Raw genomic sequence first — 24,405 nt, 5'->3', positions numbered from 1 at the left:
GGTCCTTATTTTTTGTCCCCTGTCCGGCGAGTCGGAGATCGAACTGAATCCCACCGCTCGTCCCACCGTACGAGCAGGCGTTCGTCGCTTACTGCCTCCTCGTGTCTCACAACGTGCTCGACCTCACGTCCTGCTCTGCCGTTGAGCTGGCCCGCCGCATCCGTGCCCGCAAGGTCTCTGCCGTCGAGGTGCTGGAGGCGCATCTGGACCGCATCGAGCGCCGAAACCCGGCCGTGAATGCCGTGGTGACGCTCAACACGAACCGGGCGCGGGCTCGGGCGGACGCCGCCGACGCGGCGCTGGCGCGGGACGAGGTGTGGGGCCCGCTGCACGGCGTGCCCTTCACGGCCAAGGATCAGTTCTCGACCGCCGGGCTGCGCACCACCTACGCCCTACCCAGCTACGAGGACTTCGTTCCCGACACCGACGCCCCGCAGGTCCACCGCCTTAAAGAGGCGGGGGCGATCCTGATGGGCAAGACCAACCTGCCGTTTGCGGCCTACGACTGGCAGTGCCAAAACCCGACATTTGGCCGCGCCAACAATCCGTGGGCCCTGGACTGCACGCCCGGCGGAAGCTCGGGCGGCTCCGCGGCGGCCCTGGCGGCGGGCCTGTCGCCGCTGGAGTTGGGGGCCGACGTAGGGGGCTCCATCCGCGTGCCGTCCCACTTTTGCGGGGTCGCCGGCCTGCGCCCGACGGAAGACGCTCCCCTGCGCGGCATCCGCCCGCCCGACCGCCCCGCGACGGTGCGCCACGTCGCCGTGGCCGGCCCGATGGCCCGCACCGTCGAAGACCTGCAGCTGGCCTGGACCGCCCTCTCGGGCTCGGCGGCCCCGACCGACATCCCCATTCCCCCGGCCGATGCCCTGCGCATCGCCGTGACGCCCGAGTTGGGCGGCGTGCCCGTCGACACCGACACCCAGCGCGTGCTCCGCGACGCCGTCGACGCCTGGCGCACCGCCGGGTGCAGCGTGGCGCACCGCCCTGCTCCGATCGACACGGAGGACGCCCTTGACACCTGGGCCCGCATCCAGGGCTTCGAGATCACGGCGGGACTGCCCGCCCCCCTGCGGACGACGCCATTCCGGCAGCTGGTGTGGCAGGGCTACGTACGGTCGCAGTACGGCTTTCTCGCCGGGCAGATGGCCACGGGCGCCAACCTCGGGCCACGCGGCTACTTCGACGCGCTCGACCGGAAGGACGCCCTCACCACCACCCTCAATGCCTTCTTCGGCGACTGGGACCTGTGGGTGACGCCCGTGGCCGCTACGCCCGCCTTTGCCCACCGCCGCATCGGGGCCGCCCTCGACATTGAGGGCGTCTCGGTTCCCTACGCGCTCCCCATCGCGCCCTACAACTGCCCCACGGCCGTCACGGGCCATCCCATTCTCACCCTGCCCGCCGGCCAGTCGTCGGACGGGCGCCCCATCGGCCTGCAGGTGCACGCCCGGTGCGGTTCGGACGCCGAACTGCTCGCGGCCGGGCGCCGTCTCGAAGCGGCGCTGGGCCACGACCCGGAGCCTACCTCTTTTGCCGAGACATCCCGTTTCGCAGACAACACATGAACGGTTTTCTCTTTCTTTTCCCTCCCAATCTCTTCTTCTTGCCACTGATCTCATGCCTGAACTCGTCCTCATCGCCGCTGTCGCCGAAGAAAACCGGGTCATTGGGAAGGACAAGGACCTCCCCTGGCACATCCCGGAGGACCTGCAGCACTTCAAGGCGCTCACCACCGGGCACCCGCTGCTGATGGGCCGGCGCACGTTTGAGTCCATCGTGCACCAGTTCGGCGGCCCGCTGCCCGACCGGAAGATGGTGGTCCTCACCACGAAGGACGGCTACGAGGAGTACCCCGAGGTAGAAACCTACGCCTCCGTCGACGCGGCCCTCGACGCCCTGCCCGACGACGACACCGTCTTCATCGGCGGGGGCGAGTCGGTCTACGAACAGTTCCTCCCGCACGCCGACCGGCTGGAGCTGACCCTGGTGGAGGGCGAGTACGCGGGCGACACCTTCTTCCCTCCGTTCAGGCACCTCATTGGGGACGTGTTTGAAGAGACTGCCGTGGACGCACGGGACGGCTTCCGCTTCGTCACCTACGAACGGAAGGACACGGACGCCGACTGATCAATCGGCTCTCGCGCAAAGAAGGCCTCGATGCGGTCGTGCTGGCGCTGCGCGTCGTTGTAGCCGATCTCGAGGAGGCGGTCCAGATAGTCGGGCTGGAAGAGCAGCATGCTCCACCAGTCGGGCGGGGGGTCGGTGCGCCACTGCACCGCGGACAGAAGGCGTCCCATGGCCCCGCCGAGGTCCATCTGGTAGTCCCCCGCCAGGGCCCCGAGGTCGACGGACGGCCGTAGGACGAGCAGGTCGATGGGCTGGAGCGGCTCGTGCTCCTCCGGGCGCAGCTTTCGCACGAGGCGGTTGATGCGACGCAGCACGGCGGCGTCGTGCTCCAGCACGTCGAGCATGAGCACGTTGGCGAGGATGCCCATCATTTGGAAAAGCGACGGATAGGCCGGCGTGCGGGCCGACCGGTTGGCCTCGGCCTGGGACCGCTCGTAACGGGTCGAGACGACGAAGAGACGATCCGCCCCCAGGTGGACGGCCGGCGCGAGGGGATCGAGCATGCGGAGCCCCCCGTCGCCGTACCAGGCGTCGCCGAGGCGCACCGCCGGAAACACCATGGGCAGGGCCGTGGAGGCCATGACGTGGTCGAGGCTGAGGATCGTCCGCCGACCAATTCGGTTGGGCCGCTCCCAGTCTCGCATCGAGCCCCCCTGTACCCACGTCACCGTCTGGAGCGTGGCGTAGTTGGAGGTAGAGATGGCGAGGCCCTCCAGGCGCCCGGCCTCTATGTTATCGGCCACGCCCGTGAGCCGGCCCGTGTCGTCCGTCGGGAGGCGCCGGTCGAGGTAGGCACGGAGGGGTGCCGTGTCCAGAAGGGTCTGCCTTTTGCTCGGCCGCCGCCCCCACAGCATCGACCGCGCGATCGTCCAGGGAGAGCGCGGCGCAAACACGTCGTCCGCCGTCAGGTCCTCCCAGTAGCGCACGAGCCGCGCGGTGCGGTCCTTCCACGGCCCGGGGTCGGCCGCGAGGTGCGCGGCGTTGATGGACCCCGCCGACACGCCCGTCATGAGCGGCACCGACGCCTCGGGAAACGCCTCCCCCACGTAGTGAAGGACGCCGGTCTGGTATGCGGCCCGGGCTCCGCCCCCACCCAGCACGAGCGCCGCGGGCGCCTCCGCCGGCCCACCGGAGTCCGATTCCACAGTTCCGTCGGCCGACTCTCCGCTCATCGAAGAAGGAGGGGATGCGAGCTTGTGTTGATGCGCCGCGTCGTCCGTGGTCAATGACCGCGATGCCCCCTCCCACGCCCAACCGCCCTCAAGGTTCAGGACGTGTGCCAGCGGTACCGCCGAAGGAGTTCGGCGTCTCGCGTGCGCTTCATCACGGTGCCGCACTCCTCGCAGTAGAACACGACCTCCTGCAGGGGCGCCGAGACCCCAAGCATGAAGAAGAAGCCGGCACTCCACCCGTACTTCGGCTCCACAGCCACCCGGGGATGGGACAGGTCGTGGCCACACGCACACGGCTCCTCGTCCACGCGCTCAGCGAGAAGCTCTTTTGCGCTTGCCGCTGACGCCGACGCCACGGCCACCCCGTTCTCTCCCCCTGTGGGCTCCGGGGTGGGCGTCGGCTCAAAGTCTTCGTCGCGCCACCAGAGCTCCGGGTCTTCGTCCTGCAGCTCCGGCTCTCGCTCAAAGACGTACTGGTCGGCGGCCCACTCCCCCGGCCCAAAGATGAAAACCACTACGAGCAGGACAAGGACGAGGGCCGAAAACTCAAGGGACTGATCGGCGGTCAGGAGCCCCTGCTCCAGGTGCACCAGAAAGACCGCCCCGGCCAGGATGGGGATCTGTACGAGCGCCGCGAGGCGGGTGAGCAGCCCCACGGCCAACATGAGCCCGCCCATCAGGTGCGCGAACGTCACGTAGTGGGCAAGCACCGCCGAGCCCACCGAAAACCCGGACAGGTCCACGAGGACGCTCACCCCCTGGCTCTCGTAGGCGAACAGCACGCCGCGGACGAACAGCCCGACGCCAAGATAGATGCGGACGAGATCGAGGGCCACCGCCCGATGCTCATTGATCCAACCGACGACATCACGATAGCGGGACATGGGCGGAGCGGGGCGGATTTCTGCAGAGGCACGAACGGCATTCGGGAGGCGCCCGAACCCGTCAGTTCAAGCTCACTTCTCTTTTTATTTTCTTCACATACCATATCACGACGGCCCGACGTCCTCGTTCCTCGGTTCGTTGCGGCCCTCGGCCCTGTTGTGGCGGTCCGGCGCCAGCCAGCGGCCTGTCGACAAACAAACGGCCGGAGCCGGCTTACAAGAAAGGACGTTCGACGCTTCTCCACCTGTCGCTCCGTGCCCCATGGCCGACGCCTCCGCCTTCTCCGCCCTTCCCGACGACGCGCGCCTTTGGATCCACGCAGCCGCCGCGCCGCTCGATGACGCCACGCAGTCGGCGCTGCTCGACCGGCTCTCGGCGTTCATGGACGAGTGGACCTCCCACCAGCGCCCCGTGGAGGGGACCGCGACCATTCTCGACGACCGGTTTCTCGTCGTCGCCGCCGCACCGGTCGGAGGGGGCGACATTTCCGGATGCGGCATCGACGATCTGGTTCACGCGATCGACGACGCGGCGTCCGCCCTGTCCATCGACTGGGTCCCTTCGCTCGACGTGCTGTACCGCACCGCCGACGGGGAGGTGGCCGCGGTCTCCCGCCGTACTTTTCAGCAGCGCGCAGACGACGGCGCCGTGACGGCCGATACGCCGGTGTTCGACCCGAGCCTCACGACGCTGGACGCCCTTCGCAACGGGGAGTTCGAGACGCCGGCCCGTGAGTCGTGGCACGCCCAACTGCTGAGCACGCCGGCCGGCGCTTAGCACCTCGTTCGCGCCGGTCCGCTGATCGCCGCTTTGTATCCTTCTCCTCGTCGCCTCATGGCCTTCATCCGGACCCCATGGGAGGCCCTGATCGCGTGGCTGGCCCGGATGGACCCGTCCCGCCGCGAGATCTTTCTGGCGGTTCTGGCGCTACTGCTTCTGTTTGCCGTCGGCACTGCGGGCTACGTCCTGCTCGAGGAATGGTCGGTGGCCGACGGGCTCTACATGACGTTCATCACCCTCTCGACGATCGGCTTCCAGGAGGTAAAGCCCCTGTCGGACGCGGGGCGGTTCTTTACCTTTGCCCTCGGGAGCACCGGCATCGGGATTCTCAGCTTCGTCGCCATCCGCTCCGCCCAGCTTCTCCTCGTCAGCGACCGCCTCCGCGAACGACGCATTATGAAACGGATCGACGCGCTTTCGGACCACTACATCGTCTGTGGGTACGGGCGCGTCGGGGAGCGACTCACGGAGGACCTGCTCCGGGAAGGGAAGTCAGTGGTCGTCGTCGACGTCGATGACGACATTGCCGCAGACCTGTCCGAGGACGAGCGCCTCCACGTGCAGGGCAACGCCGAGGACGAGGAAACCCTCCGCGCCGCGGGCATCGAGCGAGCCCGCGGGCTGATCCTCACCCTCCCCGAAGACAGCAGCAACGTCTTCGTGGCCCTCACGGCCCGCGAGATGAACCCGGACCTCTATATCCTGGCCCGCACCATCGACCACGACAACCTCAGCAAGCTGCGCAACGCTGGGGCCGACAAAGTCATCGCCCCGAGCGAGGTGGGCGCCGACCGCATGGCGCAGGTCGTGCTGCGCCCCCACACCGACGACTTTCTGGAGCGCGTCCTCCACACCAGCGCGCTGAGCCGCCAGATCGACGAGGTGCAGGTGCACCGGAACGCCCCCCTGGCCGGCCAGACACTGGCCGAGAGCAACTTCCGTCAGGAGTTTGAGGCGATCGTCATCGGCATCATTGACGCCGACACCGGTGCAATGACGTTCAACCCCTCCCCCACCGAACGCATCGATGCGGGGGACATTCTCATCGTGCTGGGGGAGACCAGCGTCATCGACGCCCTCCGCGAACGCGTATGCCTTCCGTAGTCGCCGAGCGCGCCGGCCGAGAAACGGACCCTTCCCACACGGGTACACGCTCTCGCCTTTCCGATACAGTCCGTCACTGATCCATGCGCACGTACAGGACGCTGCTCCTCGTCGGTCTCGGCGTGCTCCTGCTCCTGCCGGGCATGTCCTCGCCCGCCGCGGCGCAGGGGTACTTCGATCAGTACGCCATCGAGAACATCCTGGCCCGGCAGGCCGATAATCTCAACGACCTGCCCGAGGTGTACTACGAGTACGCCGTGCTCAACGCCCCGAGCGGCAACAGTGTGGTGGCCCGCGACCGGTTCTACCAGCGCATCGGGAACGGAAACTCCGAGACGGGCCGCGAACGGTCCCAGCTCGTCGAACTGCTCAACCGACAAACGGTCGAGAACACGCCCCTCGGCGACACGCTCGTCGTGCCCACCGAGTTTGGCCTCGACTTTCGGGCCTACTCCCCGTTTCCCCGCTACTACCCGGAGGCCCACCGCATCCAGAAGCTGTTCGTCATCCACAAGACAGTGCAGGCCTTCGCCGCGTACGAGTACGGCCAACTCGCGCGCTGGGGCATCGTGAACACCGGCAACCCCGACTCCACGGCCACGCCGACGGGCCGGTTCAACTTTAACTGGAAGGAGAAGGAGCGCGTCTCGACGATGAGCCCGCCCGGCGAAGAGTGGACGATGCGCTGGGTCTTTAACTTTCACGCGGCCCGCGGCATCCACGTCCACCAGTACTCGATGCCCACGGGCGGCCCTACGAGCCACGGCTGTGTGCGCCTCGTCGACGCCGATGCCAAGTGGATCTACGACTGGGCCGAGCCCTGGCAGACGACGAAGGGACACATGGGGCCTTCATCGGGCCAGGGCAGGCTCATGGAGCCGGGCACCATGGTGCTCGTGGTGGGCGACGATCCGGAGGGCACCCCGAAGCCGTTCGAGTACAAGGCCCGGTACCCGGTGCTGAGGCGCGTGGGGCTGCCGAGTAGCCCCTACGATGTGCCGGCCGGTACCAACCAGCAAGAGATGTGGGACCGGCTTCGAGAACAGCGGGCCTCCCGTTAGCGAAATCCCCATCTCGGAACGTGCGGGGGCAAGAGGCGGGACTAGGGCACGTCCCCGAGCTCCTCGACGCGTGGAGACCGATCCGTAACCACCGACGGGCGGGCCCCGGACGACGAGTCGGGACGGTGGCGGCCGGCCGTCTGGCCCTCAGGTAATTGGTTCATGACCGTCTGTTCGCGGAAGATGCCGTCGTCCGCGATGGGCCGCATGATGCGCCCGAAGCGCGGGAGCCACTCCTCGTGATCCCACGAGAAGTACGTGAGGACGGCCTTGCCCACGACGTGATCCATGGGCACGAAGCCCCAGAACCGGCTGTCCTGCGAATTGTCCCGGTTGTCCCCCATCGCGAAAAAGTAGTCCTGCTGAAACGTGTATGTGGTCGTGCGGGCCCCATCGATGGCGAAGGTGGAGTCCGTCATCTGCCGAGCGTCGTGGTCCTCATACCGCACGATGACCGGCCTGTAAAGGGCCCAGTTCTGGTCCGTGAGCTCCACGGTGGTCCCCTTCGCCGGAATGTGGACGGGCCCGTAGTTGTCCGGCGTGTACCCTCGTCCGGAGGGGTACATGAGATCGCTGTACTCGTCGCTGTTCAGAACGTAGGGCTCGATGGAGCGCACCCACGACCGCTGACGGATTTGCTTCGCCCCCCTGGGCGTCGCCAGCACGCGTACCGTCTCGGCCCGGTCGGTCCGCCGCACCTCGCTAATGCCCATTTCCTCCATGCGTCTCCGGGGGATCTGGTAGCGCGCGTCGCTTTTGGTAACGGTCCAGTACTGCTGCATGCCGCGCCCGATGGGCAGGGGGCTCCCATTGATGTTCACGAGCTTGTCCTGTACCGACAGGGTGTCGCCCGGCATGCCAATAACCCGCTTTACGTAGTGCACCTTGCGGTCGATCGGCTCGTCGTCGGGCGGGTAGTTGAACACGATCGGGTCTCCCCGCTGCACCTTCGAGAACCCGGGCAGGCGGTGATACGGAAACGTGACGCCCGGGAGGTGAATGGACGTCAGTGGAATGCCCAGCGAGACCGGCGTTCGGGGCCCGTAGTGCAGCTTCGATACGACGAGGTAATCCCCCACGAGGAGGTTTTCTTCCATCGAGGGCGTGGGAATGCGGAAGAGGTCAAACAGCAGCGACCGCACGATGAGGACGATCACGATGGCCACGACGAGAGACTCGCCCCACTGTCGAAGCTCGCTCTTGTGCGCGTCGGCGTCCCGGCTCGAATCGTCGGTCGACATGCTAGTGTGTAGGTGGAATGAGGTGGAGTGCGGTTCAGCCTGCCCGCCTTTGGGCTACGGCGATGATGGGCGCGAGGACGCGGAGGCCTTCGAGGTGCGCACCGTATCGAGACGGGGGCGGCGCCCCGGCACGATGTCGCCACGCGAGATTGGTGTCAAGAAGAACGACTGGCCGTCGAACCCGGCGCGGTACCACCGCTCGCGGCGCTCATCGTAGTAGTAATCAACATGCGGCGCCGTTCCCACATTCCGGAGGGGGGCAAGCAGGGTGTCCCGCAGTCCCCGAAGCTGGTCCCGATACGCCCGGTCTGCCGCTACGATGAGGCCGCGCCCCTGCGGGCCTCGTCCATCCGTGACCTGCACGGGGATGGAGTCGTTGACTACGAACCAGTACTCGAACTGGGGCCGGTCCGTTGGGGGATCATCGAGCGGAGCGTCGGCGAGCGTCTGGGTCGGATCCCCAAACTCGGCCTGCAGGCGCGCCCGGAGGGCGGGGGTCCGGGTCGTATCGAGGAACGTGTGGTCGGAGGTGTCGCCAAGAAAGGACCACTCCGCATCCGCGAATCGCTCCCGAAACCACCCACGCTCCAGGTGCCGCACCGGACGCACGTCCTCGAGGGGAAACGTTGGGGATTGGGCCGCTGGGGGGGCGGAGGTGGGACGGACGAGACGGAGCGAATCGGTGGGGGTGGGAATCGCCATAGGGGGGTGCGTCGGCCATGTGCCCTCCCGGCGCAGGTGACGACGCGCCAGGGCGCGGTACCGCTCGTCCTGGTAGCGCTCGATGAGGCTCTCATCTCCCCCCGTTGTCTGGGCGGCGGCCGGCCCGGCCAGTCCCATCGTCAGGAAGGCCCATCCCAGCAGATAGACGGCGCACAGGGCGCCGGAACGAAAGCCCTCCTGCGGGTGCCATCCGGGCGGGTGTCTCATGCTCGGGTCGTCGTTCCGGGGCGAAAAGAAGCGTGGCGCTTTACCTCCCCCTGCACTCCGTCGGCGGCTTCGCGCTCTGAGTGGACGCCTGCCTAGTCTTCGTCGACGGAGAGAATGGCGAGGAAGGCCTCCTGCGGGACGTCGATCTCTCCCATCTGTTTCATGCGTTTCTTGCCCTCCTTCTGCTCCTCCAGCAGCTTTTTCTTGCGGCTCACGTCTCCGCCGTAGCACTTGGCCGTCACGTCCTTGCGCTGCGCCTTGATCGTCTCGCGGGCCACGATGCGGCTCCCGATCGACGCCTGAATGGGCACCTCGTAGAGCTGTCGGGGGATGACGTCCTTGAGCTTCTTGGCGAGCTTGCGCCCCACCTCGTGGGCGGAGTCGCGGTGGACGATGGTGGAGAGGGGCTCGGCCGGCTTCTCGTCGATCAGGATGGTCAGCTTTACGAGGTCGCTCTCGCGGTACTCCAGCAGCTCATAGTCGAACGAGGCGTAGCCGCGGCTCGCGCTCTTGAGGTTGTCGTAGAAGTCGAAGACAATCTCTGCGAGGGGCAGCTCGTACTCGAGCTTCACCGTCTGTCCGTCGAGCCAGCGCTGGCTCCCGTACTCCCCACGCCGCTTCTCACAGAGCTCAATGACGTTGCCGATGTAGTCACTCGGCGTAATGATGTCGGCCTTCACGTAGGGCTCGTGGACCGCCTCGATGTCGCCGTAGTGCGGCATGTCCTCGGGCTTGTCGACCGCCACGGCCTTGGGCTCCCCCTTCTCCTCGACCTCCACCTCGTACTCCACGTTGGGCACCGTGGTGATGATGTCCAGGTCGAACTCACGCTCCAGTCGCTCCTGGATGATTTCCATGTGGAGCAGGCCCAGGAAGCCCACCCGAAAGCCGTACCCGAGCGCGGAAGAGCTCTCGGCCTGGTACGTGAGCGAGGCGTCGTTGAGCTGCAGCTTCTCGAGCGCGCCGCGCAGCTCCTCGAAGTCGTCGGTCTCGGTGGGATAGATGCCGCTGAAGACCATGGGCTTTACCTCCTCGAAGCCCGGAATCGGCTCCTCGGCGGGGTCACTGGCCGTCGTGATGGTGTCGCCGACGCGCGCATCCTGAATGTCCTTGATGGAGCCGATGATGTAGCCCACGTCGCCCGCCGTGAACGTGTCGACCTTCTGCCGCCCCATCCGCAGGATGCCCATTTCCTCGGCGTCGTACTGCTTCTTGTTGGACATGAACTCCATCGTGTCCCCCGCCTCCAGCGTGCCGTCGAAGACGCGGGCGTAGACGACAGAGCCCCGGTACGAGTCGTAGATGGAATCGAAGATGAGGGCGCGCAGCGGCGCGTCCGGGTCGCCGGACGGGGGCGGCACCCGGTCGATCATAAGGTCGAGCATCTCGTCGACCCCCTCGCCCGTCTTGGCGCTGATCTGGAGGATGTCCTCGGCGGGCTCCCCGATCAGGTCCTCCAGGGCCTGTGCCACCTCGTCGGGCCGGGCCACCGGCAGGTCAATCTTGTTGATGACGGGGATGATCTCCAGGTCCTGCTCCAGGGCAAGCCACAGGTTGGAGATGGTCTGGGCCTCGATGCCCTGCGCCGCGTCGACCAGCAGGATGGCCCCCTCGCAGGCCTTGAGCGCGCGGCTCACCTCGTAGGTGAAGTCGACGTGCCCGGGCGTGTCGATGAGGTTAAGCGTGTACTCCTCCCCATCCGGGGCGGCGTGCCTCATGCGGACGGCGTGGCTCTTGATGGTAATGCCCCGCTCCCGCTCCAGGTCCATGTCGTCGAGCGTCTGCTCCTTCATCTCGCGCTCGGTGATGGTCCCGGTGCGCTCCAGGAGCCGATCGGCCAGGGTGCTCTTCCCGTGGTCGATGTGCGCGATGATGCAGAAGTTGCGGATCGTCGAAAGGTCAGGCATGAGGCACGAAGGGCCATCGGATGGGCGTCCAGTGAAGGGCCGCGGCACGGCCGGGCCGGTGCGCCAAACCCGGACCGGGCCCTCAGTTCACAGGGCGTACAACGGGCCACCGTTCCTCGCGTTGCACGGCCGGTGGCCCGCTCCGCTCGCCGGAGCGGCTAGAGCTGCGTCTCCGAGACGGCCGACGACCGGGAGGAGGCCGAACCGTTTTCGGAGGCCGCCTCGTCGCGCGGCGCAGGGGCGTCTGCCTGCGTCAGGGCCGACGGGGGCGGCGGGGGCGCCTCCAGGCCCAGGTCCGAGAAGACCGCCGCGGGCCGTCGCCACGTTCGCCCACCGGCACTGGCCGCCCGGCGCTTCGCAATCCGGCGCTCGTGGAAGGCCTGGTGGAAGATCATGACCCCGACGACCCCGAGGACAATCGACATGTCGGCCACGTTCCAGATGGGAAACAACTCCATGTACGCCCCCCCAAACACCGGAATAATCCGGGGAATGAAGCCCTGCCAGAGGCTCACGTGAATGAAATCGACCACGCGCCCGGTGAAGTATGGGCCGTAGTCGAGCAGCACGCCGTAGAAGACACGGTCGACGATGTTGCCCAGCGCCCCGCCCAGGATGAAGGCCAGGCTCCATCGGTAGGGCGCGTAGTCGTTGCGCACCTGGTAGATGTACGCCCCGACAAGCACGGTCGCGAGGAGTGAGAGGATGGTCACGGTCCCGGGCGGGCCGATCGTGATGCCGAACGCCATGCCCGGGTTTTCCGTGAAGGTCAGCCGCAGCCAGTCCCCGAGGAGGGGGATGGACTGCTCGCGGTACATGAACTGGAGGACCGTCGCCTTGGCGGCCTGGTCGAGGAGCAGGACGGCGCCAGCAATCCAAAAGACACGCATCAGTCAGGGGGGAGGTATGAAAGGAAGAGGAGCCCGTCCCGGCGTCGTGACGGCCCTCTAACGCTACAGGTTCGATACAGGCTCCTCGGCGGCGAGCGCCTCCATGGCCTCGCGGTCCCATTCCATAACGATCGGAATGCGGCGGCCGATGCCGAAGGCCTTCTCGGTGACCCGGAGGCCGGGGGGCGCCTGGCGCCGCTTGTACTCGTTCTGGTCGACCTGCCGCAGCACACCACGCACGAGGTCCTCGTCGAGGCTTGTCTCCCCGACGATGGTCCCCAGTTCTTTCTTCTGCTCCACATACCGCTCCAGAATGGCGTCGAGCGTCTCGTAGGGCGGCAGCGTGTCGGTGTCCTTCTGGCCCGTCCGCAGCTCCGCGGAAGGGGGCTTGTCGATGGTGTTCTGTGGGATCACGTTCTCTCCGGCCCGCGCGTTGATGTGGCGGGCCAGCTCGTAGACGCGCGTTTTGAGCACGTCGCTCAGCACCGCCAGCCCCCCGTTCGTGTCGCCGTAGAGCGTCACGTAGCCGATGGCCACCTCGCTCTTGTTGCCCGTCGACAGCAGCAGGTGACCGAACTTGTTCGACAGCGCCATGAGCGTGACCCCGCGGGCCCGGGACTGGATGTTTTCTTCGGCCACGCCGGGCTCGGTCCCCGCAAATTCCTCGGCCAGCATGTCGTCGAACGCGTCGACCGCCGGCTCGATCGGGATCTCCTTAAACTCGATGCCCAGGTTGTCGGCGAGCGCCTGGGAGTCGGTGATGGACCCCTCCGACGAGATTTCAGAGGGCATGGTCACCCCCACCACGCGCTCCGGGCCCAGCGCCTCGACAGCCAGGGCGCAGGTGACCGCCGAGTCGATGCCCCCCGAAAGGCCCACGAGGGCCTTGTCGAAAATGCCGGTCTTCTCGTAGTAGTCGCGGACGCCAAGAACGAGCGCCTCATGCAGGTCTGCGGTCGCGTCGCGCCCCGTCGTGCAGGCCTCGTTGGAGGCCTCGGTGTCCCAGAAGAGCAGGTCTTCCTCGAAGGAGGCCGCACATTCGACCTGGGTGCCGTCGGCGGCGTGCACGCGGCTGTCGCCATCGTGGATAATTTCGGTGTTGGCGCCCACCTGATTGCAGAGCAGGAACGGGCGCTCGTGGCGGCGACAGATGTGCTCCACGAGCTTGTCGCGGACCTTGTGCTTCCCGATCGAGAACGGGGAGGCGCTGATGTTTACGAAGAAGTCCGGGTCCAGGGCCGCTAGCTCCGCGACCGGATCGTGTTCGTACTGCTCGCTCTGGTCGATCCCCTCGGGCTGATGCACGTTCCACATGTCTTCGCAGACGTGGAGCCCGATGCGCACACCCCGCCATTCGAGCAGGCGTCGCTCCTCGGCGGGCTCGAAGTGCCGGTCCTCGTCGAAAATGTCGTAGGTCGGGAGCAGGGTCTTGTAGACACGGTCCTGCACGGCCCCGTCCTCCAGAAGCAACGCGGCGTTGCGGAGGGGCTTGCCGAACCGGTCGCCGTTGGGCACCGGCGCCCCGATGATGACGCCGAGGTCCGACGGCAGGGCCTGGGCCAGGTGGTCGACCGTGCGCTGGACGGCCCGTTTGAAGAACGGATTTTCGAGCAGGTCCTCCGGGGGGTACCCCGTTACGCAAAGCTCGGGGAAGACGACGAGGTCCGCCCCGCGGTCATCCCCTCGCCGGGCGTAGTCGAGGATCAGTTTCCGATTGCCCTCCAGGTCCCCGATGGTGGGGTTGATCTGGGCCAGAGCAATGTTCATGGGCGCGAGCGACGATGGATTCAGGCAGTATGCAGGGCATCTCACACGACTGGTGCTAACAGTGCGTTCCGGACTTGGGGCCCCGTTGCTACCGCGGAACGCCCTGCACATCTTCGAGCAGGGCATCGTCGAGGGCCGGTGCGTCCGGAGGAGCGTGCAGCACAGACACGTCTCCCGTCGACTCCATGACCACGGCGCGCACCTGCACCAGTCGTGTCACGTTTGCTTCGCGCAGCTTGGCGTGCAGGTCGGCCTCGGTCATGTTGGCACGGCGCAGGTTGTCGGACAGCACCTCGGGGCCGTCCATGAGGAGGAGCGGCGCGTTGTCGACGAGGGTCTTGACGCCGGGAAGTCGCTTGCGGAGCGTCCCCACTACAAACTGCAGCCCAAAGAGCACGGCGAGCGCAACCGCTCCCTCCCACAGCGTCGGCTTCTGCCAGAGCGTGACGCTGGCAAGGATCGACCCGATGGCAATGGTGATGGCGAAATCGAACCCGCTCATCTTCGAGAAGCTCCGCAGCCCAACGAGGCGGGTGTACAGGATGAGTAGTGCGTACAGCGCCACGGCCGAGAAGACGATCATGAGCGGTGCATCTTCCGCCGCGCGGATCCAGGTCCAGTCGATCATCGGTGGGTCGAGACGAGACGAAGAGACGCAATGAGACGCTATGGCGCTTTGTCGTCTAGCGCTACCGAGGTGGGGAACCTGAGCTGATTCTGACTTGCGTCAAAAACAGCTCACTGGCATCTTCGGTCCGTAACGGTCCGATCCCGGAGCGTACGGCGGGATGACCCTCACAATCGTTCTGCAAGACAGCGATGAGGGCAACCAGCCCCTTCCTGCCTGTTCGGATTCGAGTTTGAGACAGGGGCCTAGCGCCCATTTTCTCGGGATGCTCTTCAGGGGGTAGGGAATCCGCTCCTCCCATCTCCCCCCCTGTAGGTACCACCTACTTAGCCGTCCGGACTGTGCGGGCGCAGGCGGAGCAAACCGGATCGGTGTGGACAGGCCCTCGGGCTCAAAATCATCGTGCTGGCAAGCGCCGGCCGCAGTGTTCTTCTCTGCGACTGGAACCTGCTGGTGCGTTTAGCCCAGCGGGGGGATCTGGGTCGCTAGGGCATAGACGATGGCGGCGAAGAAGAGCACAGCGACAGTGGCGTGCAGCCACCATCGCCTGCTCACAATCAGTCCGAAGAGCAGACCCGCAGACAGCAGGCTGGGGAAGGCCCCTCTGGCCCGATCCAGCGCGTTTAAAGTCATTTCGGTTGAGAGCGCACTGAAGGAGATGTTGACTACTTGATTGAGGATCAGCAAGGCGATGAACGCGCCGAAGAACCACCGACGGTGGGCCGCCGAGAAGTAGAAGGTTTTTAGGCTAAGCGCGGAGCTCTCCTCCGAGGCGGTCTCCGAGTCGAGCCCTGAGGCGGGCGATGACTCCCAGTCCGGATCCGGCAGGGCAAACGCGCAGATCAGATACAGCACCAGAAACATCAGCAGGAACGGAAGGAAACCTAGAACGTGGCCGAAGATCTCGCCCTGCAGGACGCCGAACGAGGCCCACCAAAATTGCAGGACCAACAGGAAAACGGTCGTGGCCCAGAGAAGGGGTAGCCAGTGCCAGCGGACAGCGCGGTCGGGGCGGACGAGCTCCCGGACGCTCTGGAGCATGTCGGCGAGCGCCAATCCGATGATGATGGAGATGAGGGCGACAAGGTATTCGAGCTGGCTCATCGGACGGCAGCGACTGGCCGTGTGGAAAGCAATCCGAGAAGGCGTCCGCGGAGCGTGTTCGCGCACGCGGGTTCCGCCTTCTTAGAACGTGCGGCGTTCTGCTATCGACAACAGGCACCTCCCCGCCCTGCATCCGATAGTGGCGGCTCGCTGATCGATGGCGCGTCGGTGGCGGCGCGTGACCGGGCGCCGGGGCATCACACCGCCTCTCCCGTCTCCACGTCCTCCAGCTTCGTTCCCTTCATCCCCATCGCCTCGTAGGTGGCGCCCGCGAAGGCATCGAGCGTGGACTGGACCTCGTCCATGATCTGCTCCGGGCCCTTCGGGTAGTTCATGTCTTCGCCGAGCTTCGCCGCGACTTCGGGGAGAATGTCCCAGCTGGGCTTGCAGTTGATGCGGTTCTCGTCGTTGTGCCAGCGGTCGAACGGTGTGCCGTGCTCATCCTCCCGGTTGGTGCCCATCTCCATCATGAGCGTGCGGTTGACACCCTGAATCTCCTTCGCCGGACGCACGCGCTGGGCGTGGCCGTCCTGATTCACGTAGGTGCCCACCGTCTCGACCACCATTGCCGCGGGCAGGGCCGCGGTGGCGCGGGGCAGCGTTTCGTTCGTCGTGTTGTAGTAGTGGAGCACCACGTCCGTGTCGGCCAGGGCCTCCGCGTCGCAGAGCCCCGACCCGACGGGGTCGTCTTCCAGGACGTACACCAGGTCATACTCGCCGCTCGCGATGCGGGAGCCGACCAGCTCTTCGTCGACCGGGCGGATGCCGAGGCGCTCGCATCCCTCGGCGTTGGGCGTCTTGTCGTCGGTGATGAGCCAGTCGTCGCCCGCACCCGGCTCCACGTGCGGGATGTATCGCGGCGCGTCGGCGCCCACCGCGTCGGCCAGCTGCGTGAGCAGGTAGTTGTCCTCCACCGTCGCGTGGGCCGAGCCGAGGAACAGGATGCGCTCCGGATCGGCACTGCCCAGCAGCGAGGCGGTCCGGGCGTAGGCCTGCTGCCAGTTGCTCTGCGTCCGCGTGTCGTTGCGCCGGATGTGCGGGCCCTCCGGGCGGTTGTCGTTGAACTGGTTGTAGACGAGCCGATCCTCGTCGGGGAGCCAGTACTCGTTGACCTCCATGTTTTGCCGGGGCGTGATGCGCAGCACCTGGTTGTCGCGCACCCAGTAGTGGCAGCTCGCGCCCGTGGCGTTGGTCGTCGTGATCGACGGCGTGGAGCTCATCTCCCAGATGCGCGCCTTGAAGCGGAAGTCCGACGACGTGAGCGCGCCCACCGGGCAGATGTCGATCGTATTCATCGAGTAGGGGTCGTCGAACGTCTCGCCCGGGGCAGTGATTGGGTGGTTCTTGACGCCCCGGTTCGCAATGGTGAGCTGGTTGCTCTCCGACACCTCGTCGGTAAAGCGGGTGCAGCGGGTGCAGTTGATGCACCGCTCGGCGTCGAGCGTCACGCGGGGGCCCAGCTTCACACGCTTCGGCTTGTGCACCTTGCGGAACTCGAAGCGGGAGCCCTCCGGCCCGTACTTGTAGGACTGAATCTGGAGCGGACAGTGACCGGCCTGGTCACAGATCGGGCAGTCGAGCGGGTGGTTCGTCAGCAGGAACTCCAGGTTGTCGGTCTGCGCCTGCTCCACCTCCTCACTGGTGCGGTGCGTCTTCACGACCATGCCGTCCCGGAGATCGACCGTGCAGCTGGCCTGCAGCTGTGGGAAGTACTGAATTTCGGGCTCCCCGTCGCCGTTGCGCACCACCTCGCCGGTCTCGCGGTCCTCCTTCGGCATGCCCACCTTCACGAGGCACTGCCGGCAGTTGGCCGGAATGGACATGGCGGGGTGGTAGCAGAAGTGGGGCAGCTCAATGCCCTGGTTCAGGCAGAACTGCAAGAGCTTCTGCTCCCCCTCGTACTCGTAGGTCGTTCCGTCGACAGTGACGATGGACATAGCGGTAGACAATCAGCGTTCAGGGTTGAGCGGAAAACATCAGGGGGTGTTCGGGGCCCGACTCCAAAGCCCCCTGTTTTTCGAGGGCATCACGGTGGGCCTTAAGCGGCGTGGCTAGGGCATTACGGTCGCCACGACACTACGGGTTCGACGGGGAGGCTGGGCTCGTGGGGCGGATGGGCGTGACCCGCACGCCGTCTGCAGTCAGGCGGAGTGTGTCGTCCGTGGTACGCAACGTGCCGGTGGCGACCGCAAATCCCTGCGCGTCCCCCGGCACGGTCCAGGCACAGCCGCTGGCCTCAGTGGCGGGGGCCGCCACGACGAGGGGCCGACTGCCGGCCGCGAGTGTGACCTCGCACCCGGCTGTCCCGACGGCGGCGATGCGCCCCTCCACGGCCACCGGACGCCCCTCATAGGCGCTCGCCTCTGCCGCAACGGCCGAAGCCAGGACGGCCTCCGTCGCGTCGACGGATGTACCCCAGGTCTCTTCGGCCCCGGTGACGTCTGTCTCGCCTGTGCTACAGGCCCCGAGCAAAACCCCTCCGAGAAGAATCGCGGCGCATCGGAGCATAAAGCAGCAACGGGGCGGCACTGAAGCAACTCGTCTTCCCAACGCGTGGCTGTGGCCTACTCCGTCGCCGCCACAGCCGACTCTGCGCCGGCGGACACCTCGGTGCTCACGGGGTGGACGGACGCCTGGCACTTCGCCACAAACTCCTCTCGGAACCGCTTGACGGTGGCCCGTACCGGCCCCACGGCGCCGTCCGCGAAGGCACAAATGGTGCGCCCCCCGTCCATGTTGTCGCAGAGCTCGAGAAGAAGGTCAATGTCACGCATGCGCCCCTCCCCCTCGTCGATGCGGGCGAGAATCTTTTCGAGCCAGCTCGTTCCCTCGCGGCAGGGCGTGCACTGACCGCAGGTTTCGTCCTGGTAGAAGTGCGCCACGCGGCGGAGGAACGAGACCATGTCGGTCTCTTCGTCGAGGACGAGCGGGCAGAACGTCCCCGTCCGCGAGCCCACCTCGCCGAGGCTCTCGTCGTTCATCGAGATGCCATCAATCTGGTCGGCCGGCACCGGCGGCACCGAGGACCCGCCGGGCACTACGGCCTTCAGGCCCTTGTCGCGGGCCATTCCGCCGCACACGTCGTAGATCATGTCGGTCAGCAGCATCCCCGTCGGGAATTCGTAGACGCCGGGGTTCTTCACGTGCCCGGACATCCCGTAGAGGGCCGGTCCCGGCATGTCCCCCGCCCCGATGTTTGCGTACGCCTCGCCCCCCTGCTCCATGATGAGCGGAATGTGGGCCAGCGTCTCGGCGTTGTTGATGGTCGTGGGGCACCCAAAGATGCCGCTCTGCGCCGGAAAGGGCGGCTTGTAGCGGGGATACCCGCGCTTGCCTTCTATGCTCTCCATCAGGCTCGTCTCCTCCCCACAGATGTAGGCCCCGGCTCCCTTGTGGAGGACGATGTCCATCGTGAAGCCCGAGCCCATGATGTTCTCGCCCACGTAGCCCGCCTCGTAGGCCTTCTCCAGTTGCTGCTTCAGGTGCACGATCCAGTCGGTGTACTCGCCCCGGATGTAGACGTAGGCCGTGTCGATGTGGAGGGCGTACCCGGCCAGGAGAATGCCTTCGAGCATCAGGTGCGGGTTGTACTCCATCACCTGCCGGTCCTTGAAGGTGCCCGGCTCGCTCTCGTCGGCATTGACGCCGATGAAGCGCGGGCGGTCGTCCGGCTCCGGCATGAAGGTCCACTTGATTCCCGTGGGGAAGCCGGCCCCACCGCGCCCGGTGAGCCCGGAGGCTTTGACCTCGTCGGTGACGTCGCCCGGCTCAAACGCGTCGTTCTCCAGGACGCGGCGGAGGCGGCCGTACCCCCCGTGCTCCTCGTACACGCCCAGCTTGTGAAGGTCTTGGATGGGCGGCAGGAGCATCCGCTCGTACGAGCGCCAGTCGCCGGCCGGACTTTGGGGCGTTCCGTTCGCTTCCATGTGCAGTGTTGAATTTCGAGGGGTCGAATAGCGAATGACCCGTGGACGGGAAAACAGCCTCGCGCCTCACGCGTCCCGATTCATTCCGTGTGCTCCGCCCGGGGCTGCGTCTGGTACGTCTCTGTGTTTTCGACGTCGGTGCGGCGGTTGCCGTCCAGCTCCTCTTCGTCCTGGGGCAGCGTCATCGATGTGAACGAGGGGACCTCCCCCGCGCGCAGGCTCTCAATGAGGTCGTCGATCTTTTCGGGGGTCAGGTTGTGGACGTAAACGCCGTTCGTAATTTCCATCATGGGCGCCGAGCCGCAGGCCCCGAGGCACTCGGCCTCCTGGACCGTAAACATCCCGTCGTCGGTCGTCTCGCCCGCGTGGACGCCCAGCTTTTCTTCCAGGTAGTGCAGAATGTCGTACCCCCCGCACACCTGGCAGGTGAAGCAGGTGCACACGTCGAACACGTAGGTGCCCTTCTCCTCCTTGAAATACTGGTGGTAAAAGGTCGCGACGCCGTAGGCCTGCGTGAACGTCATGTCGAGGGTGTCCGCGCAGAGCTGGATCACTTCTGGGGCCAGGTACCCAAACTTCTCCTGGGCCAGCCACAGCACCTTCATGATGGCGCCCTGGTCTTCCGCGTACTGGTCCTTCCAGGCCTCAATCTGCTCTTCTTCCTCGTCGGTCCACACGAGCTCGTCCTCCGAGAACGCCGGATCGGGGTCCTGGTCCGGAAGCTCGACAATGGGCTGTTGAACGTCGAAACTAGACATGTTCGAGTGTCAATGTTCGAATGGCGAATGCCTGCGAGCGAATGCGATGCCGGATGCCAGGCTCCTCGACACTCGACAGTCGCCGGTTGAACGCGGACTACTTGTCCGCCTCCCCCATGACCGGATCGAGCGAACCGATGATGACGACCGTGTCGGCCACCATTTCTCCCTCGAGCATGTGCTCCATCGCCTGCAGGTTCGTGAACGACGGGGCGTTGATGCGCACGCGCCAGGGCCGCCCGGTGCCGTCGGACGTCAGGTAGAACCCGAGCTCGCCCTTGGGGGACTCAATGGCGTGGTAGGAGTGGGCACCCTTCGGCGGCACGGTGCCCACGTCGGTGTACATGAAGTCGTGGATCATGCCCTCCATCGAGTAATAGACCTCCTCTTTCGACGGGTAGGCCTCCTTCGCGTCGTCGGAGCGGATGGGCCCCTCCGTCATGCGGTCGAGGCACTGCTCGATGATGCGCACGCTCTGCTTCATCTCGTCGAGGCGCAGGAAGTAGCGGGCCAGGCAGTCGCCCTCCTCGCGCACCGGGATGGTGAAGTCGACCTCGTCGTACTTCAGGTACGGCTCGAAGCGGCGCACGTCGTAGGGCACCCCGGAGCCGCGCAGGTTTGGGCCCGTCAGGCCAAGCTCCAACGCCTCCTCCTTCGTCACACGGCCCACCCCCTTGTTGCGCTCCACCCAGATGCGGTTCTTGTTCAGCAGGCCCTCCCAGCCCGCGATCCGGTCCGGAAACGTGTCGACGAAGTCACGGATCATCTCAATCGAACGGGGCGAGAAGTCATTGGCCACCCCGCCGATGCGACTGTGGCTTACCGTGAAGCGGGCCCCCGCCACCTCGTCCATGATCGAATAGATTTCCTCCCGCTCCTGGAAAGTCCAGACAAACCCGGATACGGCCCCTGCGTCCATCATTCCCACCCCGAGCCAGAGGCAGTGCGAGGAGATGCGCGCCAGCTCGCTCATGATCATGCGGATCCACTGCGCCCGCTCCGGCACTTCAATGTCGGCCAGCTTCTCCACGGCCAGGCACCACGCCACATTGTTGGAGTAGGGCGACAGGTAGTCCATGCGGTCGGTGTACGGCATGAACTCCTGGTACGTCTTGTGCTCCGCGAGCTTCTCGATGCCGCGGTGCAGGTACCCAATGTCGAGAACGGACTTCTCGATCGTCTCTCCGTCCATCTTCACAACGCAGCGCAGCACCCCGTGCGTGGCCGGGTGCTGCGGCCCGATGTTGAGGATCATCTCGTTCTCCAGTGGGTCCACCTCCGATCGCTGCGTCGTCGGCGGCTTCCCGTCCCCCTGCGCGGCGGCCCGCTTCTCCTCGAGCCAAGCGTGCTTGTTCTCCAGCCGCTCGTAGATCTTTTCGTTGTGCTTCGGCCAGAACCGAAACTGGTCGCCGAGATCGTTCCCGGGAAAGTCGGGCTTGTGCGTCTGAGGCATGCTGGGTGTGCGTCTGTGCGTTAGGGCGTCCGAGCGGTCGGCGGTGCAGCGCCTACTCCGAATCGGCGTCGGTGGCGGGCTCCTCGTAGCTCTTGACCGGCTGGGAGCCGTGGGCGGCGGCAAAGGGATCCATCGTGAGCTCCCCGTCCGGCGTCTGCGGCGGAAGCGGCAGCGAGCCCGGAACGCCCAGCTGCGGAAACTCCTTGCGCAACGGGTGATAGTCGAAGTCCTCCGGCATGTACATGCGCCGGGGATCCGGGTGGTCGACGAACGTGAAGCCGAACATGTCGTAGGCCTCCCGCTCGTTCCAATTGGCCGCCCGGTATACCTCCGTCACGCTCGGCACCCGCATGTCCTCCTCGTCGACCTGCACCTTGAGGCGAAGGCGCTTCTGCCGTTCGGTGCTCACCAGGTTGTAGAACACCTCGTAGCGATCCTCCGCGGTGAACCGGTCCATGCCCCCAAGGTCGACGAAGTAGTCGAAGCTCTCTTCCTCCTTCAGAAAGCGGCAGATCTCCCGGATGCGGTTCTTCTCGACGTAGACGGTATCCTCGTTCGCGTAGCGCTCAACGTCGAGAACGGCCGCCCCGAACTCCTCCCGCAGGGCGTCGATGACCTCCGGGACGCGGGTCGTGTCCTTCGCGTGGGTGTTCTCGGTTTCCTGCTCGGGCCCAGGCTCGTCGGTCGGGGTGTAATGGAACCGAAGCTCCTCGGGGTCTTTGGGATTCGAGTCGCGGGGGTTGTCGGGGTTGCTCATCGGCACTCCGTCGTGTTGGGGCGTCGCGGACGCTCGGACGCCGGCTTGCAAGAGGAAACGCAGCGGGCGGAACGGCGAGGTGCCTACGCGGCAACCGGCTCCGGCGTGGAGGTGCTCTCCGCGTCATCGGCGTCCGGGGCCTCCAGGGTGAGGTTCGAGGTCTTCGGCTTCTCGAGCTGCCCCGGGAACCTGCTTGTGTTCTCCGGCATGATCGGGGCGCGCTCCCGGGCCTTCCCAAACTCATAGTCCTGCACCACGGAGTACTCGTTGCGGATCTTCTCCTGAATGTCCATCAGCGCGTGCAGCACCGACTCGGGGCGGGGCGGGCAGCCGGAGATGTAGACGTCGACCGGCAGGAAGTTGTCCACGCCCTGCACCACACCGTAGCAGCGATGCATGCCGCCGGTAGAGGCGCAGGCACCCATAGCGATGCACCACTTCGGGTCGCCCATCTGGTCCCACACGCGGCGGATGGCGTGACTCATCTTGTAGGAGCACCAGCCGGCCACGATCATGAGGTCGGCCTGGCGCGGGGAGAACCGCATCGCCTCGCTCCCAAAGCGGGCCGAGTCGTACTTCGGTCCCGCGAAGCCCATCATCTCGATGGCACAGCAGGCCAGCCCCATCGGCATGGGCATGAGCGAGTTTGAGCGGGCCCAGTTCAGGAAGTCGTCCACGCGAGTCGTGAAGAAGCCCTGCCCGTTGGTTCCGGAAGATCCAGCCATAGCAGTGAAGAGTCGGGCGGTTCAGAAGGGTTTGGAAACGGAGCGTACGACCTTCCCAGGTGGGATAATGTAGTCGTATGCTTTTGGTACACCGCATTAAATGATACGGGTCCCCCCCTGTTTCACCCCCGCCCCACCCCGCGCGAACGTACAGAGGACGTCACGTTCTCGTTGGCCGCCCCGCTGGTCTCTGTCCCTACTGCTCGAAGTCCAGCCCGCCCTTCTTCACATCGTAGAGCAGGCCGACGAGCAGGATGAGCGTGAACAACGAGATGACGGCGATCACGCCCAGGCCCGCGCCACTGTCGACGAAGCTTTGGAAGCTGGCGGCCCACGGCCACATGAACACAACCTCCACGTCGAAGACAATGAAGATCATGGCCACGAGGTAAAACTTCACCGAGTACCGCTCACGGGCACTTCCCACCGGGTCCATGCCGCTTTCGTAGGGCATGGTCTTCGTGTCACTGGGCCGACTGGGCCCGATGTACGCGGCCGCCGCCAGCAGGGTGAGGGCCAGCCCCAGGGCCAGCGCAATCATGATAAACAGCGGCACAAAGTCACCAAACATGGCCGGTCGCGGTCAGACGGTCCGAGGAGGGGCGAATGTTCTTTGCAAAGGATGCATGGGAACAATGTACGGTACAGAACAGCCCCTACGGATGCAACGATGCGCCCGCTCCGCGGCCCAAAGAGCGAGTGAAACCACCGTGGCACGACCAATCGGGCTCCTGTTTGTTCTCTCTTCCGTCTGGGCTGGTTACGGAAGCTCATACACGAGTCGCGCAATGATCATGCGACCCAGGGCCGGCGCCCCCACAAACTCCCGGTGCTTGGTGCCGAGTACGTTTTTGGCGGTGATGTTCACACTCAGGCCCGGCACCGACGGCATGGCGGAGCGCAGCCGCACGTCGAGCAGGGTGTAGGCGGGACCGTGCCCGTATGGGGGCCGAAGCGGAGAGGAGGTGGAGAGAGCCGCTCGCATGATCGAGGCCAGCGCTCCAATCTGGGGGATCGACTACGAGTTTATTTTCAGTCTCTCGATGCACCTGGACGCCCTGCCCTGGCCGAACAGGCCGAGACCGACCGGGAGAAGGCAGCCGTGCAGGAGGCCCGCACGCAAATGACGGAGGCCTGGGGGCGGGCCGGCCGTCGCAACGGCGTCCCCCTCGGCCCTCCGGTCGCTTCGG

The 24,405-nt window shown here is 66.0% G+C and carries 23 protein-coding genes; 5 read left to right on the top strand and 18 right to left on the bottom strand.

The annotated features are described in order from the left end of the window. Window positions 1-113: 113 nt before the first annotated feature. Window positions 114-1,565 carry an amidase gene (locus tag OJB03_RS01760; RefSeq protein ID WP_263784718.1) on the top strand — a complete coding sequence of 484 codons (1,452 nt, stop codon included), beginning with the start codon at window positions 114-116 and terminating at the stop codon, window positions 1,563-1,565. A gap of 52 nt (window positions 1,566-1,617) precedes the next feature. Further along, a complete protein-coding gene (locus OJB03_RS01755; protein ID WP_263784717.1) occupies window positions 1,618-2,127 on the top strand; it encodes a dihydrofolate reductase in 510 nt (169 codons plus the stop codon). Here OJB03_RS01755 and OJB03_RS01750 read toward each other — a convergent pair. Then, on the bottom strand, window positions 2,097-3,299 hold the full coding sequence (locus tag OJB03_RS01750) for a patatin-like phospholipase family protein (RefSeq protein WP_263784716.1): 1,203 nt from the start codon (window positions 3,297-3,299) through the stop codon (window positions 2,097-2,099). The genes OJB03_RS01755 and OJB03_RS01750 overlap by 31 nt on opposite strands. Before the next feature lie 95 nt (window positions 3,300-3,394). After that, the gene (locus tag OJB03_RS01745) at window positions 3,395-4,183 is read right to left on the bottom strand and encodes a DoxX family protein (protein WP_263784715.1); all 789 of its coding nucleotides are present in this window, start codon (window positions 4,181-4,183) and stop codon (window positions 3,395-3,397) included. 262 nt (window positions 4,184-4,445) lie between these two features. Here OJB03_RS01745 and OJB03_RS01740 point away from each other — a divergent pair, with 262 nt between their 5' ends. The 3 genes from OJB03_RS01740 to OJB03_RS01730 all read left to right on the top strand — a co-directional run bounded on the left by OJB03_RS01740 (window position 4,446) and on the right by OJB03_RS01730 (window position 7,129). Next, window positions 4,446-4,961: a hypothetical protein gene (locus OJB03_RS01740; protein WP_263784714.1), complete on the top strand. Its 516-nt coding sequence runs from the start codon at window positions 4,446-4,448 to the stop codon at window positions 4,959-4,961. Window positions 4,962-5,018: 57 nt separating this feature from the next. Then, a complete protein-coding gene (locus OJB03_RS01735; protein WP_263784713.1) occupies window positions 5,019-6,068 on the top strand; it encodes a potassium channel family protein in 1,050 nt (349 codons plus the stop codon). 83 nt (window positions 6,069-6,151) lie between these two features. Beyond that, a complete protein-coding gene (locus OJB03_RS01730) occupies window positions 6,152-7,129 on the top strand; it encodes a L,D-transpeptidase (RefSeq protein WP_263784712.1) in 978 nt (325 codons plus the stop codon). A gap of 41 nt (window positions 7,130-7,170) precedes the next feature. Here OJB03_RS01730 and lepB read toward each other — a convergent pair whose 3' ends face one another. From lepB to OJB03_RS01650, 16 genes are all read right to left on the bottom strand, one after another. Beyond that, entirely contained in the window at window positions 7,171-8,370 is a 1,200-nt protein-coding gene (gene lepB, locus OJB03_RS01725) for a signal peptidase I (protein ID WP_263784711.1), read from the bottom strand. 54 nt (window positions 8,371-8,424) lie between these two features. After that, window positions 8,425-9,300: a hypothetical protein gene (locus tag OJB03_RS01720; RefSeq protein WP_263784710.1), complete on the bottom strand. Its 876-nt coding sequence runs from the start codon at window positions 9,298-9,300 to the stop codon at window positions 8,425-8,427. 92 nt (window positions 9,301-9,392) lie between these two features. Beyond that, entirely contained in the window at window positions 9,393-11,207 is a 1,815-nt protein-coding gene (gene lepA / locus OJB03_RS01715) for a translation elongation factor 4 (protein ID WP_263784709.1), read from the bottom strand. Between the two features lie 158 nt (window positions 11,208-11,365). Beyond that, on the bottom strand, window positions 11,366-12,097 hold the full coding sequence (locus OJB03_RS01710) for a signal peptidase II (RefSeq protein ID WP_263784708.1): 732 nt from the start codon (window positions 12,095-12,097) through the stop codon (window positions 11,366-11,368). A gap of 63 nt (window positions 12,098-12,160) precedes the next feature. Next, window positions 12,161-13,864 carry an NAD+ synthase gene (locus OJB03_RS01705; RefSeq protein WP_263784707.1) on the bottom strand — a complete coding sequence of 568 codons (1,704 nt, stop codon included), beginning with the start codon at window positions 13,862-13,864 and terminating at the stop codon, window positions 12,161-12,163. A gap of 88 nt (window positions 13,865-13,952) precedes the next feature. Beyond that, on the bottom strand, window positions 13,953-14,492 hold the full coding sequence (locus OJB03_RS01700) for a DUF421 domain-containing protein (RefSeq protein ID WP_263784706.1): 540 nt from the start codon (window positions 14,490-14,492) through the stop codon (window positions 13,953-13,955). A gap of 459 nt (window positions 14,493-14,951) precedes the next feature. Next, a complete protein-coding gene (locus OJB03_RS01695) occupies window positions 14,952-15,596 on the bottom strand; it encodes a hypothetical protein (RefSeq protein WP_263784705.1) in 645 nt (214 codons plus the stop codon). Between the two features lie 197 nt (window positions 15,597-15,793). Further along, window positions 15,794-17,533 carry an NADH-quinone oxidoreductase subunit G gene (locus OJB03_RS01690; protein WP_263784704.1) on the bottom strand — a complete coding sequence of 580 codons (1,740 nt, stop codon included), beginning with the start codon at window positions 17,531-17,533 and terminating at the stop codon, window positions 15,794-15,796. Window positions 17,534-17,672: 139 nt separating this feature from the next. After that, the gene (locus OJB03_RS01685; protein WP_263784703.1) at window positions 17,673-18,104 is read right to left on the bottom strand and encodes a hypothetical protein; all 432 of its coding nucleotides are present in this window, start codon (window positions 18,102-18,104) and stop codon (window positions 17,673-17,675) included. A gap of 56 nt (window positions 18,105-18,160) precedes the next feature. Continuing rightward, a complete protein-coding gene (gene nuoF, locus OJB03_RS01680) occupies window positions 18,161-19,522 on the bottom strand; it encodes an NADH-quinone oxidoreductase subunit NuoF (RefSeq protein ID WP_263784701.1) in 1,362 nt (453 codons plus the stop codon). A gap of 80 nt (window positions 19,523-19,602) precedes the next feature. Continuing rightward, the gene (locus tag OJB03_RS01675) at window positions 19,603-20,280 is read right to left on the bottom strand and encodes an NADH-quinone oxidoreductase subunit NuoE family protein (RefSeq protein WP_263784699.1); all 678 of its coding nucleotides are present in this window, start codon (window positions 20,278-20,280) and stop codon (window positions 19,603-19,605) included. Between the two features lie 97 nt (window positions 20,281-20,377). Then, window positions 20,378-21,733, bottom strand: a complete 1,356-nt coding sequence (gene nuoD, locus OJB03_RS01670; RefSeq protein WP_263784697.1) for an NADH dehydrogenase (quinone) subunit D — start codon at window positions 21,731-21,733, stop codon at window positions 20,378-20,380. 52 nt (window positions 21,734-21,785) lie between these two features. Further along, window positions 21,786-22,490: an NADH-quinone oxidoreductase subunit C gene (locus OJB03_RS01665; RefSeq protein ID WP_263784695.1), complete on the bottom strand. Its 705-nt coding sequence runs from the start codon at window positions 22,488-22,490 to the stop codon at window positions 21,786-21,788. Window positions 22,491-22,573: 83 nt separating this feature from the next. Beyond that, a complete protein-coding gene (locus OJB03_RS01660; protein WP_263784694.1) occupies window positions 22,574-23,215 on the bottom strand; it encodes an NADH-quinone oxidoreductase subunit B in 642 nt (213 codons plus the stop codon). A 196-nt stretch (window positions 23,216-23,411) separates the two neighbouring features. Then, window positions 23,412-23,786 (bottom strand): NADH-quinone oxidoreductase subunit A, encoded by a 375-nt coding sequence (locus tag OJB03_RS01655; RefSeq protein WP_263784692.1) that lies wholly within the window; start codon window positions 23,784-23,786, stop codon window positions 23,412-23,414. Window positions 23,787-23,975: 189 nt separating this feature from the next. Next, window positions 23,976-24,200: a hypothetical protein gene (locus tag OJB03_RS01650; protein WP_263784690.1), complete on the bottom strand. Its 225-nt coding sequence runs from the start codon at window positions 24,198-24,200 to the stop codon at window positions 23,976-23,978. Between the last annotated feature and the right edge of the window lie 205 nt (window positions 24,201-24,405).

Origin of the sequence: Salinibacter grassmerensis, from assembly GCF_947077765.1 — a bacterium.
GTDB lineage: Bacteria > Bacteroidota > Rhodothermia > Rhodothermales > Salinibacteraceae > Salinibacter > Salinibacter grassmerensis.
The sequence above is the reverse complement of the archived record's forward strand: the minus strand, read 5'-3'. Positions and strand labels throughout refer to the sequence as shown.

Coding starts and splice junctions, on each gene's coding strand:
- nuoF (WP_263784701.1), bottom strand. CDS start 19,522: ATGGAAGCGAACGGAACGCCCCAAAGTCCGGCCGGCGACTGGCGCTCG.
- OJB03_RS01685 (WP_263784703.1), bottom strand. CDS start 18,104: ATGCTCCGATGCGCCGCGATTCTTCTCGGAGGGGTTTTGCTCGGGGCC.
- OJB03_RS01710 (WP_263784708.1), bottom strand. CDS start 12,097: ATGCGTGTCTTTTGGATTGCTGGCGCCGTCCTGCTCCTCGACCAGGCC.
- nuoD (WP_263784697.1), bottom strand. CDS start 21,733: ATGCCTCAGACGCACAAGCCCGACTTTCCCGGGAACGATCTCGGCGAC.
- OJB03_RS01650 (WP_263784690.1), bottom strand. CDS start 24,200: ATGCGAGCGGCTCTCTCCACCTCCTCTCCGCTTCGGCCCCCATACGGG.
- OJB03_RS01665 (WP_263784695.1), bottom strand. CDS start 22,490: ATGAGCAACCCCGACAACCCCCGCGACTCGAATCCCAAAGACCCCGAG.
- OJB03_RS01700 (WP_263784706.1), bottom strand. CDS start 14,492: ATGATCGACTGGACCTGGATCCGCGCGGCGGAAGATGCACCGCTCATG.
- OJB03_RS01745 (WP_263784715.1), bottom strand. CDS start 4,183: ATGTCCCGCTATCGTGATGTCGTCGGTTGGATCAATGAGCATCGGGCG.
- OJB03_RS01705 (WP_263784707.1), bottom strand. CDS start 13,864: ATGAACATTGCTCTGGCCCAGATCAACCCCACCATCGGGGACCTGGAG.
- OJB03_RS01750 (WP_263784716.1), bottom strand. CDS start 3,299: ATGAGCGGAGAGTCGGCCGACGGAACTGTGGAATCGGACTCCGGTGGG.
- lepB (WP_263784711.1), bottom strand. CDS start 8,370: ATGTCGACCGACGATTCGAGCCGGGACGCCGACGCGCACAAGAGCGAG.
- OJB03_RS01690 (WP_263784704.1), bottom strand. CDS start 17,533: ATGTCCATCGTCACTGTCGACGGAACGACCTACGAGTACGAGGGGGAG.
- OJB03_RS01655 (WP_263784692.1), bottom strand. CDS start 23,786: ATGTTTGGTGACTTTGTGCCGCTGTTTATCATGATTGCGCTGGCCCTG.
- OJB03_RS01675 (WP_263784699.1), bottom strand. CDS start 20,280: ATGTCTAGTTTCGACGTTCAACAGCCCATTGTCGAGCTTCCGGACCAG.
- OJB03_RS01735 (WP_263784713.1), top strand. CDS start 5,019: ATGGCCTTCATCCGGACCCCATGGGAGGCCCTGATCGCGTGGCTGGCC.
- OJB03_RS01720 (WP_263784710.1), bottom strand. CDS start 9,300: ATGAGACACCCGCCCGGATGGCACCCGCAGGAGGGCTTTCGTTCCGGC.
- OJB03_RS01695 (WP_263784705.1), bottom strand. CDS start 15,596: ATGAGCCAGCTCGAATACCTTGTCGCCCTCATCTCCATCATCATCGGA.
- lepA (WP_263784709.1), bottom strand. CDS start 11,207: ATGCCTGACCTTTCGACGATCCGCAACTTCTGCATCATCGCGCACATC.
- OJB03_RS01660 (WP_263784694.1), bottom strand. CDS start 23,215: ATGGCTGGATCTTCCGGAACCAACGGGCAGGGCTTCTTCACGACTCGC.
- OJB03_RS01730 (WP_263784712.1), top strand. CDS start 6,152: ATGCGCACGTACAGGACGCTGCTCCTCGTCGGTCTCGGCGTGCTCCTG.
- OJB03_RS01755 (WP_263784717.1), top strand. CDS start 1,618: ATGCCTGAACTCGTCCTCATCGCCGCTGTCGCCGAAGAAAACCGGGTC.
- OJB03_RS01740 (WP_263784714.1), top strand. CDS start 4,446: ATGGCCGACGCCTCCGCCTTCTCCGCCCTTCCCGACGACGCGCGCCTT.